The 15,726-nt window shown below is 47.4% G+C and carries 22 protein-coding genes; 7 read left to right on the top strand and 15 right to left on the bottom strand.

The features are described 5' to 3' along the window. Nucleotides 1-112: 112 nt before the first annotated feature. Together NIES2104_RS10265 and NIES2104_RS10270 are read right to left on the bottom strand one after the other, a co-directional pair. Nucleotides 113-673: a hypothetical protein gene (locus tag NIES2104_RS10265; RefSeq protein ID WP_058998131.1), complete on the bottom strand. Its 561-nt coding sequence runs from the start codon at nt 671-673 to the stop codon at nt 113-115. Nucleotides 674-843: 170 nt separating this feature from the next. Next, entirely contained in the window at nt 844-2,598 is a 1,755-nt protein-coding gene (locus tag NIES2104_RS10270; protein WP_058998132.1) for an ABC transporter ATP-binding protein, read from the bottom strand. A gap of 164 nt (nt 2,599-2,762) precedes the next feature. Here NIES2104_RS10270 and rarD point away from each other — a divergent pair, with 164 nt between their 5' ends. Further along, nucleotides 2,763-3,653: an EamA family transporter RarD gene (rarD, locus tag NIES2104_RS10275; protein ID WP_059001653.1), complete on the top strand. Its 891-nt coding sequence runs from the start codon at nt 2,763-2,765 to the stop codon at nt 3,651-3,653. Nucleotides 3,654-3,688: 35 nt separating this feature from the next. Here rarD and NIES2104_RS10280 read toward each other — a convergent pair whose 3' ends face one another. From NIES2104_RS10280 to NIES2104_RS10295, 4 genes are all read right to left on the bottom strand, one after another. Continuing rightward, nucleotides 3,689-4,180, bottom strand: a complete 492-nt coding sequence (locus NIES2104_RS10280) for a YajQ family cyclic di-GMP-binding protein (RefSeq protein WP_058998133.1) — start codon at nt 4,178-4,180, stop codon at nt 3,689-3,691. Nucleotides 4,181-4,193: 13 nt separating this feature from the next. Continuing rightward, on the bottom strand, nt 4,194-4,616 hold the full coding sequence (locus NIES2104_RS10285) for an MAPEG family protein (RefSeq protein WP_058998134.1): 423 nt from the start codon (nt 4,614-4,616) through the stop codon (nt 4,194-4,196). Nucleotides 4,617-4,619: 3 nt separating this feature from the next. After that, nucleotides 4,620-5,126 carry a hypothetical protein gene (locus NIES2104_RS10290; protein WP_059001654.1) on the bottom strand — a complete coding sequence of 169 codons (507 nt, stop codon included), beginning with the start codon at nt 5,124-5,126 and terminating at the stop codon, nt 4,620-4,622. Nucleotides 5,127-5,302: 176 nt separating this feature from the next. Continuing rightward, entirely contained in the window at nt 5,303-6,862 is a 1,560-nt protein-coding gene (locus NIES2104_RS10295) for a phospholipase D-like domain-containing protein (RefSeq protein ID WP_058998135.1), read from the bottom strand. Between the two features lie 84 nt (nt 6,863-6,946). Between NIES2104_RS10295 and NIES2104_RS10300 the strand changes: the two genes are divergently transcribed. Then, on the top strand, nt 6,947-8,116 hold the full coding sequence (locus NIES2104_RS10300) for a cysteine desulfurase family protein (protein WP_058998136.1): 1,170 nt from the start codon (nt 6,947-6,949) through the stop codon (nt 8,114-8,116). A gap of 53 nt (nt 8,117-8,169) precedes the next feature. On the opposite strand, the gene NIES2104_RS33385 is transcribed toward NIES2104_RS10300, so the two are convergent. From NIES2104_RS33385 to NIES2104_RS10310, 3 genes are read right to left on the bottom strand one after another with little or no spacing between them, the layout of a single operon-like run. Then, complete coding sequence (locus NIES2104_RS33385) at nt 8,170-8,385, bottom strand: hypothetical protein (RefSeq protein WP_263970940.1); 216 nt, start codon at nt 8,383-8,385, stop codon at nt 8,170-8,172. Continuing rightward, nucleotides 8,361-8,543, bottom strand: coding sequence for a hypothetical protein (locus NIES2104_RS33390; RefSeq protein WP_263970941.1), 183 nt, complete (start codon nt 8,541-8,543; stop codon nt 8,361-8,363). The genes NIES2104_RS33385 and NIES2104_RS33390 overlap by 25 nt, the downstream gene beginning before the upstream one ends. Then, the gene (locus NIES2104_RS10310; RefSeq protein WP_058998137.1) at nt 8,540-8,815 is read right to left on the bottom strand and encodes a hypothetical protein; all 276 of its coding nucleotides are present in this window, start codon (nt 8,813-8,815) and stop codon (nt 8,540-8,542) included. The genes NIES2104_RS33390 and NIES2104_RS10310 overlap by 4 nt, the downstream gene beginning before the upstream one ends. 100 nt (nt 8,816-8,915) lie before the next feature. Between NIES2104_RS10310 and NIES2104_RS10315 the strand changes: the two genes are divergently transcribed. From NIES2104_RS10315 to NIES2104_RS10330, 4 genes are all read left to right on the top strand, one after another. Further along, a complete protein-coding gene (locus NIES2104_RS10315; RefSeq protein WP_058998138.1) occupies nt 8,916-9,236 on the top strand; it encodes a hypothetical protein in 321 nt (106 codons plus the stop codon). Between the two features lie 22 nt (nt 9,237-9,258). After that, on the top strand, nt 9,259-9,519 hold the full coding sequence (locus NIES2104_RS10320) for a hypothetical protein (RefSeq protein ID WP_058998139.1): 261 nt from the start codon (nt 9,259-9,261) through the stop codon (nt 9,517-9,519). A gap of 22 nt (nt 9,520-9,541) precedes the next feature. Beyond that, nucleotides 9,542-9,745, top strand: a complete 204-nt coding sequence (locus NIES2104_RS30770; protein WP_072218051.1) for a DUF2281 domain-containing protein — start codon at nt 9,542-9,544, stop codon at nt 9,743-9,745. Between the two features lie 167 nt (nt 9,746-9,912). After that, nucleotides 9,913-10,554, top strand: coding sequence for a hypothetical protein (locus NIES2104_RS10330; protein ID WP_058998140.1), 642 nt, complete (start codon nt 9,913-9,915; stop codon nt 10,552-10,554). Nucleotides 10,555-10,624: 70 nt separating this feature from the next. Here the strand turns inward: NIES2104_RS10330 and NIES2104_RS10335 are convergent, their stop codons facing one another. Then, on the bottom strand, nt 10,625-10,963 hold the full coding sequence (locus NIES2104_RS10335) for a XisI protein (protein WP_058998141.1): 339 nt from the start codon (nt 10,961-10,963) through the stop codon (nt 10,625-10,627). A gap of 252 nt (nt 10,964-11,215) precedes the next feature. Between NIES2104_RS10335 and NIES2104_RS10340 the strand changes: the two genes are divergently transcribed. Further along, entirely contained in the window at nt 11,216-11,440 is a 225-nt protein-coding gene (locus NIES2104_RS10340; RefSeq protein ID WP_058998142.1) for a hypothetical protein, read from the top strand. A gap of 6 nt (nt 11,441-11,446) precedes the next feature. Here NIES2104_RS10340 and NIES2104_RS10345 read toward each other — a convergent pair whose 3' ends face one another. The 5 genes from NIES2104_RS10345 to NIES2104_RS10365 all read right to left on the bottom strand — a co-directional run bounded on the left by NIES2104_RS10345 (nt 11,447) and on the right by NIES2104_RS10365 (nt 15,361). Next, nucleotides 11,447-12,121 carry a hypothetical protein gene (locus NIES2104_RS10345; protein ID WP_058998143.1) on the bottom strand — a complete coding sequence of 225 codons (675 nt, stop codon included), beginning with the start codon at nt 12,119-12,121 and terminating at the stop codon, nt 11,447-11,449. Between the two features lie 9 nt (nt 12,122-12,130). Beyond that, nucleotides 12,131-14,140 carry a ribulose bisphosphate carboxylase small subunit gene (locus NIES2104_RS10350; RefSeq protein WP_058998144.1) on the bottom strand — a complete coding sequence of 670 codons (2,010 nt, stop codon included), beginning with the start codon at nt 14,138-14,140 and terminating at the stop codon, nt 12,131-12,133. A gap of 202 nt (nt 14,141-14,342) precedes the next feature. Then, nucleotides 14,343-14,642, bottom strand: a complete 300-nt coding sequence (locus NIES2104_RS10355; protein ID WP_058998145.1) for a EutN/CcmL family microcompartment protein — start codon at nt 14,640-14,642, stop codon at nt 14,343-14,345. Between the two features lie 6 nt (nt 14,643-14,648). Then, nucleotides 14,649-14,990, bottom strand: coding sequence for a carbon dioxide-concentrating mechanism protein CcmK (locus NIES2104_RS10360; RefSeq protein WP_017290237.1), 342 nt, complete (start codon nt 14,988-14,990; stop codon nt 14,649-14,651). A 62-nt stretch (nt 14,991-15,052) separates the two neighbouring features. Beyond that, a complete protein-coding gene (locus NIES2104_RS10365) occupies nt 15,053-15,361 on the bottom strand; it encodes a carbon dioxide-concentrating mechanism protein CcmK (protein WP_058998146.1) in 309 nt (102 codons plus the stop codon). Between the last annotated feature and the right edge of the window lie 365 nt (nt 15,362-15,726).

Genomic DNA, 15,726 nt, shown 5'->3' on the forward strand with positions numbered 1-15,726 from the left:
GATCCTATTGAGCGCGAAATCGCAGCGATCGACATCGTTCCTAAGAGGGTCATTTCCCAACACAAAAAAGCCCACGACTTAAAGCCGTGGGAGCACATCAATTAACAGAACATTATTGACCTGAACTGCTAGGACTTGGGCTTGCGGTTGCTTCAGGTGAAGGAGAAGGCTGTGTAGACGGCGATTGCTCAGTTCTTGGAGCTTCTGTTTGCTGATTGCTGGGTGTCGTTGGTGCAGTTTGGGGAGCCGGAGAAGCGGGAGCTTTAGGCGCTTCAATTCTGACTTCTGGAGCCGGAATCACTGTCGGCGAAGATTGCTGGGGTTGTGGAACAGGAACAATACGATCGCGCTCAATCACTCGTTCTCTGACTTCCGGTGAGGGTGACGGAGACGGGGACGCACTCGGAACAACGATTCGTTGAACTTCTGGAGTGCTACTCCGTTGTGTCGCAAAATATGCCAGTGCAGCACCACCCAGTACTAAGCCTGTTAGTAGAATTCCAATCAAGAAGCCGTTTGCGGTATTGTTCTCATCTCTAACCTGCTGGGCAGTTTCGTACCGTTGCCGTTCGACGGCGCGATCGTCTACATAACCGCTACTGTAGCTATCGGGTTGATTTTCGGCAGGATGATTTGTGCGATCGTAGCGATCGCCTTGATTCGGATTTGTCATGTTGAATTTCTCAATAATTTGATTGCTCTAGAGTGCTGTAATAAAAATGTCAGCCTTGCTACTGTAGATGCTCTAATGCAATCAAATTAACCGAGGTAAATCGCGATCTCACTCTGTCCAGAGAAGGGAACATGGGGAAGAAATTAAACACGCAGCCTCTATCAATAGACTTATTGCAAAGCTTCTTCTAATTTGTTTTGATCCCACAGCGATCGGTAAAGTCCCGCGTGATCGAGTAATTCACCATGCGTTCCCATCTGCACAATTCGTCCTTGATCCATTACAAAGATGCGATCCGCCATTGCTGCCGCTGAGAGTTGATGTGAGATAAACACAACTGTTTTGCGAACCGTTCCTTCTGATAGATTCTTCAAAATCCGCGTTGCCGTCTGATTGTCCACGCTCGATAACGCATCATCCAAAATCAGAATCGGACTATCGACTAATAAAGCTCGTGCGAGTGCAGTTCGCTGGCGTTGTCCACCGGATAGGGTAATGCCGCGCTCACCAACGATCGTGTCATAGTGCTGCGGAAAGTTGAGAATTTCGCCATGAATCTGAGCAATCTTCGCAGCAAGTTCCACTTCGTCTTGTTCAGCCATTGGCTTACCGTAGCGAATGTTGTTACGGATTGTAGTGCTAAATAGAAAGCTTTCTTGAGGGACGTATGCGATCGCACCTCGCAAATCTTCTAATCGCAAATCGGTAATGTCGTACCCATCCAGCAATAACTGATTCGGATCGATATCTAACAATCGGGGTAATGCGTTCGCTAACGTTGATTTACCGGAACCGATCGCACCGACGATCGCCACTGTTTCACCCGGAGAAATGGCAAAGTTAATGCGATCGAGATTCGGTTGCGAACTACCCGGATAGCGAAACGTTAAATCCTTCGCGCTTAACTTTCCTTGCACTTGCGCGACAGGTAACGGAATCGCATCTTTCGCATCTTGAATCTTTGGTTCAACTGATAAAATTGCTTCGATTCGATCGATACTCACTTCCCCTCGCTGATATGCCGTAATCGTGAATCCAAGTAATGCCGTCGGAAACGCTAATCGTTCGACAAAAATCAGCAGTGCAATGAAATCTCCAACCGTGATTTCTCCACGAGCGATCGAACCGCCTCCGAACCACAGCAAAATCAACGCGCTTCCATAAGCAATTCCTTGCAAAATTGGAAACAGAATATTTCGAGTCAGCGCGAGTTTAAGATTGGCATTCAACAGCGATCGATTATATTCTCGAAAAGCGCGTCGCTCGTTTTCTTCCTGACCGTAAATCTTAATCAGTGCAATCCCACTCATATCTTCTTGCACTAATTCACTCACAGTCGAGAGTTCTTCTTGAACGGTTAACTGCTGCGATCGCAATCGGTTACTAAATAAACTCACCAAAATCAGCATGAACGGATACACCGAAAGCGCCATTAAGCTCAATCGGGCATCGATCGCAACCATTGCAGGAAGTGTTAACGCATACGCGAATATCGTATTTGCTAAACTGAGAACCGCAAACCCTAACAATCTGCGAATATTATCAACATCACTTGTAGCGCGGTTAATTAAATCACCAACGGTATTAGCAGCAAAATAGGCAGGTTCTAACTTAAGCAAATGGTTAAAGATCTTCTGCTTTAAATCAAATTCAACCTGACGACCGACACCAAAAAGCAAAATTCTGGATGTCATTCGCATCACCCACATTACCGATGCCAGCACCAGAATCAGAAGCGCATAAAATAAGATTTCGTTAACGCTAAACGTAACACTCAGTTTATCAACCGCATCCCGAATCTGTAGCGGAATGTAAATCCCGATCGAGTTCACAACCAGCAACGCCAAAACGCCTAAAGTTGCATCTCGCCAATGTGGACGAAGATAAGCCCCTAGTTTTTGAAGTTGCCCCCGCGATCGCGCCATGATTGATGCCTATTATCAAAACTTCTTTATGTTAGCGCGAATACAAAATCGATCGACATGTCGCCCGCTAGAATTCACTGTGCTGTCAGATTTCAACCGATCTGTATCTGGATGTTGCCTGAAATCAATTGTTAGAATTTCAGCTTGTTCATTGCGTCACTGTTTTGAAAGTTCATTCTGCCTCGAAATCTGGAGCGATTTACGCGATTCTGGCTTACTCAGCTTGGGGACTGTTTCCCTTGTACTGGAAGTTTCTTACGCAAGTTCCCGCTGTGGAGTTAGTCTGTCATCGGATTGTTTGGTCGATGGTGTTGTTGATCGGATTGCTCGTTGCACAACATCGAATCGCTGAATTTCGCCAGCTTTGGAAATCCCCGAAAGCGATCGCGTCTCTGCTCCTCACCACAACACTGATCGCTGGAAATTGGTGCATTTATATCTATGGCGTAAACTCTGGTCAGATTGTTGAAACCAGTTTGGGCTACTACATCAATCCATTGGTGACAGTTTCGCTCGGCTCCGTGATTCTGAAAGAGAAGCTGAACGGTGCGAAAAAGGTTGCAGTTTTACTAGCCGCGATCGCGGTTTTCAATTTCATCTGGCATTTTGGACAAGTTCCCTGGATTGCGATCGCGCTTGCGTTCTCATTCGCCTTGTATGGACTGTTCCGTAAGCTGATCACAGTAACACCGATCGTTGGATTGACGGTAGAAACCTTGTTAGCAACTCCGATCGCGATTGCCTACATCAGTTATGTAGGAGCAACCGGAACTGGAAGTTTTGGAACCAGTTGGCGTGTTAGTGCATTATTAATCGGCTGTGGAGTTGTCACCGCACTTCCTTTACTTTGGTTTAACAATGCCGCAAAGCGATTACAGCTTTCGACTCTGGGATTCTTTCAGTATCTTGCTCCGACTCTTCAGCTTTTAATTGGAGTTGCTGTGTATCGAGAGCCGTTTACTGGAATTCATGCGGTGACGTTTTTATTGATTTGGAGTGCGATCGCGATCTACTCGATCGCATCTTTACAAACCAGAAGAACCTCACAAACCTAAAAAAGAACCTCCAGGATGACTGGAGGTTCATCAATCTATCGATAATTTGTAAACTGCAACGCCACTGGGAAATCTTCCTGCTTCATTCGCTGCATGACGACCTGTAAATCATCTTTCGATTTCGCAGAAACCCGAACCACATCGCCTTGAATCGAACCCTGAACCTTTTTGAACTCATCGCGAATAATTTTCGTAATCTGCTTCGCGATATCCTGACTAATTCCCTTTCTCAGCTTAATTTCTTGCCGAACGCGGCTTCCACTTGCTGACTCTACTTTGCCATAGTCAAAAATCTTCAGAGATAACTCCCGTTTCGCCGCCCGTTGTTGCATCAAAGTGTGCACCGCATCGAGCGTAAATTCGCTGTCGGTATTAATCACGATCGAATCCGCACCCAGTTCGATCTCTGTTTTCGTATCTTTGAGATCGTAGCGGCTCTGGACATCGCGCTTTGTAGTGTCGATCGCGTTGACGAGTTCTTGGCGATCGAAGTCGCTGACAATATCAAACGAAAATGTAGAAGCCATAAACAAAAAGCTGTTAGAGCGTGCTGATCAAGCTTAGTCCGATTAGCGTAAAGCTGCAAAGTGACCCGACCGCAAACATCAGCGATCGCCCAATGGGAATGTTCAAAATGTAAAATATCGGAAATAAAAATCGCGCAACAATCCACAGAATCGCTGCCCATCCTGCGACTTCCGAAGTTTGATTCGTGATATATGCCATCAGTGCCGCCGCTGCAAAAATCGGAAACGCTTCTAGCGCGTTCTGATGTGCCCAGGTTGCACGTTTTCCATAGTCGGGCAATTGGTCAAAGAATGCACGAGGAGCGGATTGCATTTCTTTGGTGTAGCCCATTTGTACCCGTGCATAACCAACCACCAGAAACGGCAGATAGATCCAAACGACTGCAACCGCGATCGCAATCAGGAGCAAACTCGGAACAGGGAATCCAAACAACATAAATTAATCAAAATAAAACAAGGTCACAACTTTGCGCTGGTCTTCCGCATCTCGGCAGGTTTGCAGCAAAGTATGGCTATCGTGGAACGCAAAAGAAATCAACTGCTGACAGCGAGAAATGATTTCTTGGTTACAAAGGGCACTAGCTTCACCGAGAGAGAGCGAATTGTTTTCAGGACATTCGACTAAGTGCATGACGGTTTCAAGCTGGTCACGCGATTCGCGTGGCTGTCGATCGAGTCCCTGCGGCAAAATCACCGTCAGCATCGACGGATCGGCTCTTAATGCACCCCGGATCACCGCAAAATTGGTTCCGGTCGAACCTGAAGTAATCACGCGATTTCCTTCCAGCACCAAGGCATAAGTCATCATTTCAATTAGCGTTTGGTGCGTAATCGGAACGTGACGCGAACCGAGAATGGCGATTCGCTTAGACCCGGTTTGCTGAATCGTGGCTAGTTCTTGTAAAAAATCGTCTACCTTGGGTAGATCGTCGATCGACTGACTCAAAGGATGTACATCGGTTGACAACGCCGCTCATTGTATCAGATACCTTTGACATCCGCGTGATTTGCAAACAGTTCGAGAACTTTACCGCATCAAGCGATGTCATCTTTCTCGTATCGAATGCCACGTCGAAGAACGAGACACTGGTATTATTTGCGATTAGAAGTTGATTTGAAACCTTACCAAGTCACGCGATCGCGTAGTCGCTCGATCGACTTTTTACCCACACCAGGAACGCGATCGAGATCTTCAAGAGAGTGAAACGGTCGAGCTTGAATCATTCGTTTTGCCAATCCCGCACCTACTCCCGGTAACGCTTCTAATTCAGCTTGAGTCGCAGTATTCAAATTCACCCGACCCTCTGTTCTTGCGGTCGGAGGACATTGTTTTTGTTGTGCTTCTACTTTTCGTTGAATTGCAGGAGGAACACCCAGAATTGAATTTGCATAGAGTCGATCGAACTCCCGCTGAAAATGTGCAGCAACAGTTGAACTGCGAATGATCAATAGCGTTTCGTCATTATCCCGATTCGCTGAATCCGTCCAATTGTGTGAGCCTGTGATCACTGTTTGTCGATCGACAATTCCAAACTTGTGATGCAATAAATCTCCGGGTGGAAGCTGCGGTACACCAACAGTTTTCAGCGGGATTTGCCGGGGTCGATTGTTCAGTTCCCACTTACAACTATCACTCAGTGCCACTCCTAACATATCTAGAGCTTCACTATACGATCGATAGGCGAATGTTGGTTCAATCAAGGCTCGAATGTTAGTACGAGTTTCGATCGAATTGACTAAATCCTGATCTGAAAACACAAACAAAGCTAAATCAATGGATTGCGTGGATTGTTGTAGTGTCTTTGCAATTAAACCATTCGAGGTCTGCTCCCAAGGCACAGTGGCAGAATTTGGAGAGAAATGCAGATCAATCAGAGTTTCGCCAATCTTGAACTGTTGAACGGGACGAGCGGGTTTTTTGACTCCAAATTTGCGATCGCGCCACATCAATTCAAATTCTTCAGTAAATGCCCGTGATAGTTCAACACTATCAATTTTCAAAAGATTGTTTGCATTTCCACGACTGGTAGCACGTGCGAAATCACCGTGAACATCAGAAGGTGTGAGATTAGCCGAAGTGACGATCGTGGTTTTCCCATCAATCACCATAAATTTGTGGTGCATCAACCCACTGCCGCGACTTCCATCAGCCCGATCATCAATTCGTGAAATCTTTGCATTATCTAAAATTACTAACGCATCTTGATCGCGAATTTCTTCTTCACTCAGTTCACCATCTCGATTTTGGTCGATTAGCGATCGCGCTTCCTCATATCTCGCTTTCTCTCGTTCTGGTAACTTCTCAATCTCCGCTCTCGTATACGCACTATAAGGACGAGCATACTCATGTTCTAGAATCACTCGAACTGTAACCCCAGATGCCGCTCGATCGCGCAACGCCTTCGCCACATTCGGCAACCGAAATTCTTGAACTGCGACATCAATGCTCGAAGTCGCAGATGCAATGGTTTGAATTAAAACTTGCTCTAAATCACTGCCCGATCGCGTAATTTTCCGATATGGCTCCGTGTATTCAGCCGATTGATCCTGATTCATGAAAACCTGAATATTCGGATCTTGTGGCAGCGAAGTTAGACGAACATTCGACGAAGAAGCCGCTTTACATGCCGTCAACAGTGCCACACAGAGACTAAACTGGAGAAAGTGTTTGAGTCTATCCACAAGCTAGATTGCCCCACAAAACGAAGCTGTTATTTTCAAAACAGCACCCGTAGCATACCCATTTTTCTCTAGTCAACACCGCTCATGCAAATCTACCTCGATTACAGTGCGACCACACCCACACGACCCGAAGCGATCGCGCTGATGCAGCAAGTTTTGACAGAGCAATGGGGTAATCCGTCGAGCCTGCACGTCTGGGGAAATCGCGCCGCCACAGTTCTAGAACGATCGCGGGTTCAAGTCGCTCGACTGATCAACGCACCCGAAGAATCGATCGTCTTCACCTCTGGCGGCACTGAATCGAATAATCTCGCCATCATGGGCATCGCGCACCAATACAGCACACCGCAGCACATCATCATTTCGCGCGTGGAGCATTCTGCCATCTCAGAACCCGCCCGACTTCTAGAGCAATGGGGCTGGGAAGTGACACGCCTACCTGTCAACGTTTTCGGACAAGTAAATCCTACCGATTTACAGATTGCATTGCGATCGAACACGGTTCTCGTCTCCATCATCTACGGGCAGAGCGAAGTCGGAACCCTTCAACCGATCGCCCAACTCGGTCAAATCGTTCGCAATCATGGGGCACTCTTCCACACCGATGCCGTTCAAGTCGCGGGAAGATTGCCGATCGATGTTCAACAGCTACCGATCGATTTACTCTCGCTTTCGAGCCACAAACTCTACGGTTCTCAAGGAGCTGGAGCGCTCTATGTTCATCCAGGTGTGGAATTAGTGCCGCTGCTCGGTGGAGGTGGACAGGAAGGAAAACTTCGATCGGGCACTCAAGCGTTACCTACGATCGCAAGTTTCGGAATCGCTGCGGAATTAAGCGCCCAAGAATTACCCACCGAAACCCCGCGATTGATTCGATTACGCGATCGATTATTCGATCAGCTTTCGGATGTGCCTGAATTGGTTGTAACTGGCGATCGGATTCACCGCTTACCGCATCATGTGAGTTTCTGTTTACCCGATGCGGATGGCGAAACCCTAAACGGAAAAGTTCTCGTGCGGCAAATGAATCTTGCGGGAATTGGCATTAGTGCAGGGGCTGCCTGTAGTAGTGGCACATTAAAGCCAAGTCCAATTTTATTAGCGATGGGACACAGCGATCGAGCTGCAAAATCAGGAATCCGCCTAACCCTGGGACGATATACGATCGAGGAAGATATTGACTGGACAGCGATGGTGTTAAAGCAAATCTTGGCGCGACTGCAACCGCAAAAACAGCCCTGTGAATGCGTTTAAGCACAAATTCATTAAGGATGTGAATCGCGATTGACTAAAACAAACCACGCTAATCAAGGAAACACCAACCGTCTAATCGTTACCTCTCCACCTGCAACGCCTTGAATGTTCAATTCGTAGCCTTCAAGTAGTGCCATTCCAACTAAGGGGTCTGTCTCTGATTCATTGATCTCGATCGTTCTAATCTGACCATCCCAAATTACAAAACCTTCATACACATTGAACATACATAAGCTTGCATCCCCTAAAACGCCTTCTGCATATACCAAGTTAAATTCAGCGTCGTGATAATCCTTGAGGGCAACGTCAGAAAACTCGTATAACCTGTATCAATCACTGCTCGAATTCCTTGAGCTTGACGGTTTTCACCCAACACTGCAAATTGTACGATCGCTTCTCGATTCGCATTCACCCGCCCATTCATCATACGGAAGTTGTGGGAGCGCGAAACCCAAAGCGGTGAACGCCACGATGTCCAATCCGAATTCCAAAGATTTGAGCATCAGGATGACGTTTCAACAACCTCTTTGCAGCGCTCAGGCTGTCTTCAGCGATTTCAAAGGCTCCTGTTTCAATGTCGATCGCAATGATTTTGCCCGTGTTTTCTGGCTCGACTTGCGATCGTAGTTGAGTATCGTAGATTTCATTTCCACGTCGCGAAAATTCTTCTTTGCTGTAGCGGGGTTGTCGCGTTGTCATCAACTCGAAAAGGCTGTAGACGATATCCTCATTCTACTTCTAAGAACAAGTCGCTTTCTGATAAAGTGTAGCACGTACATTATTTAGACCAAACGAGCTTGTGGATAGGATTCCAGACGAAGCGATCGTCGTTCGAGGTGGACGCAATCGCCCTGAAGATATTCGACGCAGCATTGGAACTCATCCCAGTGGCATTACAGGAATTTCAGTAGAATGTGGAGAAGGGCTTTCTGTTGAAGAATTGTCCGCATCGGTTCCGCATGGACAAGTCGGTGTAACGACAGTTGGATCAGTTCGAGAGATGGGAGGCGATGTCATCCGAACGTCTGGGAGGAGTCCATACCACGCAACACTAACGGGTTTGATTCCTGATGAGATTAGTCTTCTTCTGACTCCGACAATCCCAAATCCATCGCAGTAATCTTCTTGAACAGGAGTGATTTATGAGTGTTTCTAGAGTGTTCGTTGATTTTCACAATGCCGATGAACAGGGACGCTTACGGCTGAACTGTATTGGCGCGATCGAGGATTTGGCGCGTCAGCAAGCAGAGCTAGAAAATGGTCAACCGCTCACGCTCTACAGTGAAGATTTGGAAGTGGATGGCGTTGTCCAATTTTCAGAAGAAGAGAAAGTATGGGTTGCTGTGATTGATTGGAACCAAATTCGACAGGTTGAACCTTTGATGGCTCAGAGTCAGAATTAATCAGGTGAAGAGACACACATCGATGGAAGACAACACAGAATTTTCAGCAGAAAGCTTCCGCAAATCTTGGCAGCAAGCGATGAACGGGCAGACTTTACCGCTTGCTCAACTGTTCGAGGATATTGATCAAGCAGAAGTTCCTAAATTTGGAAGTGCTAAGGGCTTGATAAAAATATCGGATGATTTTGATGAGCCGTTAGAGGATTTTGAGGAATACGCTCCATAGAGGCTGATTATTGCGATCGCAGCACTCGGTCAATCAGACAAAGCGCGATCAACTTTTTCCGGCGAATACTGAGTTAAGCGATCAATTACAAAGACGAGTTGGTTGATAAGTCCAGAGAGTTTTCTATCTGAGCAGGGCACTCTTCTACAAGAACTCAAGAGGCTTTTATGGCGATCGATACAGCGAATTTGCAGGATCAGCTTACAGAAAAGATGATTGGATTGTTTGAGTCGGTGGTGGAAGAGCGAAAGAAGTATTACTTGACTAATCCAGAAAAGATTCCAACCCAGCGCGATGCTCGATCTATCATTTCTGGATACGCTAATACAAACTCCGTAATCTCTGGCGGCTTCAACATCATTCCTGGTCCTTTAGGAATGGCTGCTGCAATTCCAGAGATTTTATTGATCGTCAGAAATCAGGTAGTGATGATCTACGATCTTGGTGTAGCGTACGGCAAAAAAGAATTCTTGGACAAGGATCTTTTGGCTACTGTTTTTGCATACGCTATAGGACGGGGTGGATTGGGCGTGTTAGTCATGTATGGTGGAAAAGTTCTAATCAAACAGATTTCAGCCAGACTCTTCCCAAAGGTTGTCCAAGTTATCGCTGGTCAAGTTGTACAGCGATTCATCAGCTCAATGGTCGGCAAATGGCTACCAATTGTAGGCGCGGCAGCAATGGCTACTTGGTCAAACTACTCTACTCGCGAGATTGGTAAAAAGGCGAGCGAGATTTTTGAGAAGAACATTGAACATTCTTCAGAGGTGGTAGACACTTTACAGGTAGCTGAAGCTGACATTGCTTAACTCACTTATCTATTGAGTTGATTGACCATGACCCGATGGTCACTACTTCCCTAATTTCAACTCGCTTTTTTCACGCCATCCCAAACCCTGTATACTGCCGCAGTTTGGGATGGCGAAATCCAAGCACGATCGCTGATTTAGGAATACCCGCTTCGACCAAATCCATAGCGATTCCTTCCTCGGTATCATTGTATTGAATCCAGACTTTATCCTCGATTAAGCTTAAATGAATCGGTGTGGCATGAAGATAACTATCACCGTTCCAACCAATATCTAAAACTAAATATTGTCCTCGATCGTCATCAAACAGAACTTGCGAGTCATACCCATCAGGAAACTTCGCCCGATAGTCCGCGTGTTCCTGAAGCACTTTCTTGATAATCGCTTGATAGTTTAGTTGGGTATCCATTGGTCGATCGCCCTATTAAATCTGATCCAAAGTAAGATGCTACACTTGTACGAATGAGTGTGGTACGAGTGTGTCCAGGATTCCTACGATAGCCCAGAAAGAACAGTGCTTCAATCTATGTATTCGGTTCAGCAATTTTTACTTGCCGATCTACATTGTCTGAATCGACGATCGCACAGGCAATATCTTCTTTCTAGCAGGTGAAGAAAACAGTATAGAAATCTATCCTAATGGCAAGTGGAGGTACATCGGATGAGCAAACCTGATTTTCAATCAATGAGTCAAACAGATTTACGCACTTATGTTCTCCATCATCGAGAGGATCAAGAAGCGTTTTATGCTTATGTGGACAAATTACACGCAGAGGGAAATTGGATTGAGATGCCGCCTTTGCAGTCTCCAGAAGACTTAGACAATTATCCTGAATTTATTGAGCATCTTCGCAAAAGCTCAAACTCGCGGGATAGTGCGGTTTAGCAAAACTTATTGAGGCGAATCACCGTTATTGTTGAGCGATCGCTGATTCGGAAACATCTTACCCAACAGTCGATTCACATACGCCTGTCCATACACCTGCCCATCCTGTGAACCTGGAGCTTCAATTTCATCTGACTCTTCCGCTGGCTTCGCTCCATTCACTTCAGCAGCATCCGGTTTTGATCCGTTTGTTTGTGCAATCTCTTCGATTCGTGGCGCTGAATCTTGCCAAACATCTTCAAGCTCTTCAATTTTCTGTTTTGGTGGTGGCGGACAAAAACCAGGCTCGTACACTTCTTCAGTCGGTGCTTCTACCGCAGCCGATCGCAGTTCTTCACACAGCAACGACCCTGGAGGCACGATCGACATTTTTTCAATCTGTCGATTCATCACCGTTGTCCCCGATCCCACACAAGCGCGATCGCCAACAGTCAACGCACCAACTAACAACACCCCAGCCCCGATGATCACCCCTTCTCCGACCTCGATCGTGCCATCATGCGCCTGTATCACCGTTCCCAGTCCCACACAAACACTTTGATGAATCACAATTCGACTACCTGGATCAGCTTGCAGCAAAACGCCTGGTGCGATCGCTGCCCCTGGGTGAACCGTGACATCTCCACTCACAAAGTAGTGAGTCGTACTCACGGGCATTAACTGTAGAGGCGGCGATTGCATCAGAGTGAACTACTTAGCAGGTTGTTGAATCACCATTTCAGCTACACGCCGCTTTGCTTTCGGATCAATGCCGATTAAGCGGATATATAGACCGGAATAGTTCGCGATCGCAGCTTCAACCTCTAAGATTGCTTCTGCATCGCGGGTCGTTTGAATCGAAGTTGCGGTCTGCCAAGAACTGGTTTTGTAGCGTCGCTGATCTGCGAACTCAACCCCAATCTTGTAGCCTTGACGCACAAGATCACGAATCTGATTCACGGTTTCAGGACTGAGACGACCGTTACCATTGCTGGAAGGTGTGTAAAGCGGAGGTGCGGATTTGTAGCTCGAAGGTTCGTTGTACATCGGCGGTTCAGAAGCAGCGGAACTGCTATAACTGTTGCCGTTAGAGCTATGAGCCTTTCCTGGACGGTGAATCACACTTTCTGCAATTCGCTTTTTCTGTTTCGGATCAACACCGACTAAGCGGACATAGTGATCGCGATGTTCAGCGAGGAACGAATTGAGAGCCGCAACTGCTTGAGAAGCAGAACCCGCCTGAATTGTTGGTGCACTGTTCCAAGAACCGTACTTAAATCGACGCTCATCAGCAAATTCCAAACCAATCACCGCTCCTTGTGCCAGGAGTTGCTGAATTTGCTCGGCGGCATCACCCGCGATCGCGCCATCCACTGTGTGATGAACCGCAGGCTGATGATGCGATGAACCGTGCGAAGTCGGTTGAGCAACAGGTTTACCATCGGGACGCTGAATGATCGTTTCGAGCATCCGACGTTTGTTCTGAGTGTCAATGCCGATCAAGCGAACATACTCGCCGCTGTGCTGTGACATACAGCGCTGTAACTCAGTCATCACCGCAGACTCATTCGTCGTCTGGATCGGAGCGCAACTCTTCCAAGAACTGGTTTGGAATTGGCGCTTGTCCGCGTGTTCAGTTCCGACGCGACCGCCTTTCGACAAGATTTGGCGAATTTGTGCCACGACAGCCGGATCGAGTCCGCTGCTGCTATGACCATTGCCATTCGAGGACGAACTGTAGCTCGAACTATAGCTTGAAGCACTATACGACGGAGCCGAATAGCTCGATCCCGAACTTACAGGCTTATCACCGGGACGCTGAATGATCGCTTCTAGCACCCGCTTCTTATTCTTCGTATCAATCCCAATCAAGCGAACATACTCACCGCTGTGTTCTGCAAGACAGGATTGTAACTCTGCCAACACAGCCGATTCGTTTGTCGCTTGAATGGGTGCACAACTCTTCCAAGAACTGGTTTGAAACTGTCGCTTGTCCGCGTGTTCCATTCCGATTCGGTAGCCTTGCGCTAATAATTGCCGAACGTGGTTGATAACTTCGCCGTTCATAATTGACCCATTTTCTGTAGCGCTACTGCCAGCTTTAACATCTGTCACGGACTTGGCGGCACTCCGAACCGGAGCCGCACTTTGAGAACTTGATTTCGATGCAGTGCCCACAATATAGGAAGAAAAAGCACGATCGCGCTCACTGACTTCCGGTAATCGATCGGCTTGCTGCTGAGTTGTAATCACTGCACCAGACGGCACATACTTCCCAGGCGGCACTTCCACATCTTGAACCAAGGCGTGCATCATCACAATGCACCCGTTTCCGATTCGGGCGTTAAACACCGTCGATCGAAACCCAATAAAGCAATCGTCACCTACATAGGCAGGTCCGTGAATCAGCGCCATGTGGGTGATCGATGTATTTTTTCCAATCCAGACCGAATAGGAATTCCCGTCGTCCCCAACGACCCGCCCTTGCTCCAAACCGTGAATCAGCGCTCCGTCTTGGACGCTCGATCGCGCTCCCAAATAAAACGAAGTGCCTTCATCCGCCCGAATTGAGGTTCCCGGCGAGATCGTGACATTCGCTCCGATTCGCACATCGCCAATCAGATTAGAAAACGAATGGACACGCGCCGATTGATCAATCTTCGGCTCGGCAAGATTTCGCGATCGCGCAGTAGGCGGAGCCGCATCGCTACGGACTGCCATAATCTTTCTCCTAACAAAACCGCACGAGCAAGCTAACAAACTGTGCAGGGAGAAGAAGGTTGGATCTCAAATGCTGAATCCTCCAACTGTGGGGTAGGCATCTTGCCTGCCCTTAATATCAAATCTGCTCTCAATCTCAGATTTGCTTTCAATGTCAGGCAAGATGCCTGACCCACAAGGACAAATTCAGCAATCCGAAACCTTAGTACTGAGTTCCTTTGTTGTACAGCGGGCGATTATCCACGCTCACCGTATCAATAATGGCGATCACAGCAGCATCAACCGGACGATTCTCACTACCGGGAACCTGACGAGCTGCACTGCCGCGACTCACTAACACCCACTCATCGACCCCTGCGCCCACGTTGTCAGCAGCCACCTCATACACCGGAAGGGGCTGCCCTTCTTCGTCGAGAACCTGCACTAAGAGGAATTTCACCCCTCTTAGACTCGGTTCTTTTTGAGTACTGACAACGGTTCCCCGAACTTTTGCAATTTGCATCAGGGATTATGGACGGTTCAGCGGACGGATGCCGCTCACGCTCTCACGGAACGGCTCAACTGCCTCGGTGTAACGAATCGGCAGCACGTATTCGAGGTTTTCGTGCGGACGCGCAATAATGTGAGTGGATAACACTTGTCCACCGTTGACGCGCTTCACATTTTCAATTCCAGCCGCGACCGAAGCTTGCACTTCTGAAACGTCGCCCCGCACGATCACGGTCACGCGACCGCTTCCGATTTTCTCGTATCCCACCAAGGTCACACGAGCAGCTTTGACCATTGCGTCTGCGGCTTCCACAACTGCGGGAAACCCTAACGTCTCGATCATGCCAACTGCAATAGCCATTGTAATTCTCCCTTCCAATCAAAAAACGATGTCAATTCAAACTCAAACCCGATCGCACCACGCTAACTTCGGAATTGTTCGACCGCTTCGGTATACCGAATCGGTAGGACATATTCTAGGTTCTCATGCGGACGCGCAATAATGTGACTCGATACAGATTCGCCGCCGTTGACGCGCTTGACTGATTCCAGTCCTGCTGCCAGGGAAGCTTGCACCTCGGACACATCGCCCCGAACGATAACAGTCACGCGACCGCTACCAATCTTTTCATAGCCAACCAGGGTGACACGAGCGGCTTTCACCATCGCATCTGCGGCTTCCACCACAGCCGGAAATCCCCGCGTTTCAATCATTCCCACAGCGATCGGCATTTCGTCTCTCCATGACTAAGTGGAACTGTTCAATCATCGTAAACTAAAAGAGCGACGGGGATCGCCCATCATTCTTAGCGTTGTCGGATTTTCCACTGTGCTACTTCTTCAGAATAGAGTCGCGCCTGTCACTTGACAATATAACGTTCTATGATAGTTGTAAATCCATGACATAAGTTGCACTGATGACTCGTTGGGAAGCAGCGGGAATAACCAGAGTCAACTTATAACCATAGATCGATTTCAATTAGAAATTCTGAATGATTAATAAATTATAAAAAATCTATATAAGCGCAAGCAAATCTCAATCATTGGTTTTGTCTATCGATCGCATTTTACTTTTCCACGGTTGAAGCGCTAAGCTG

The sequence above is a fragment of the Leptolyngbya sp. NIES-2104 genome, assembly GCF_001485215.1.
GTDB lineage: Bacteria > Cyanobacteriota > Cyanobacteriia > Leptolyngbyales > Leptolyngbyaceae > Leptolyngbya.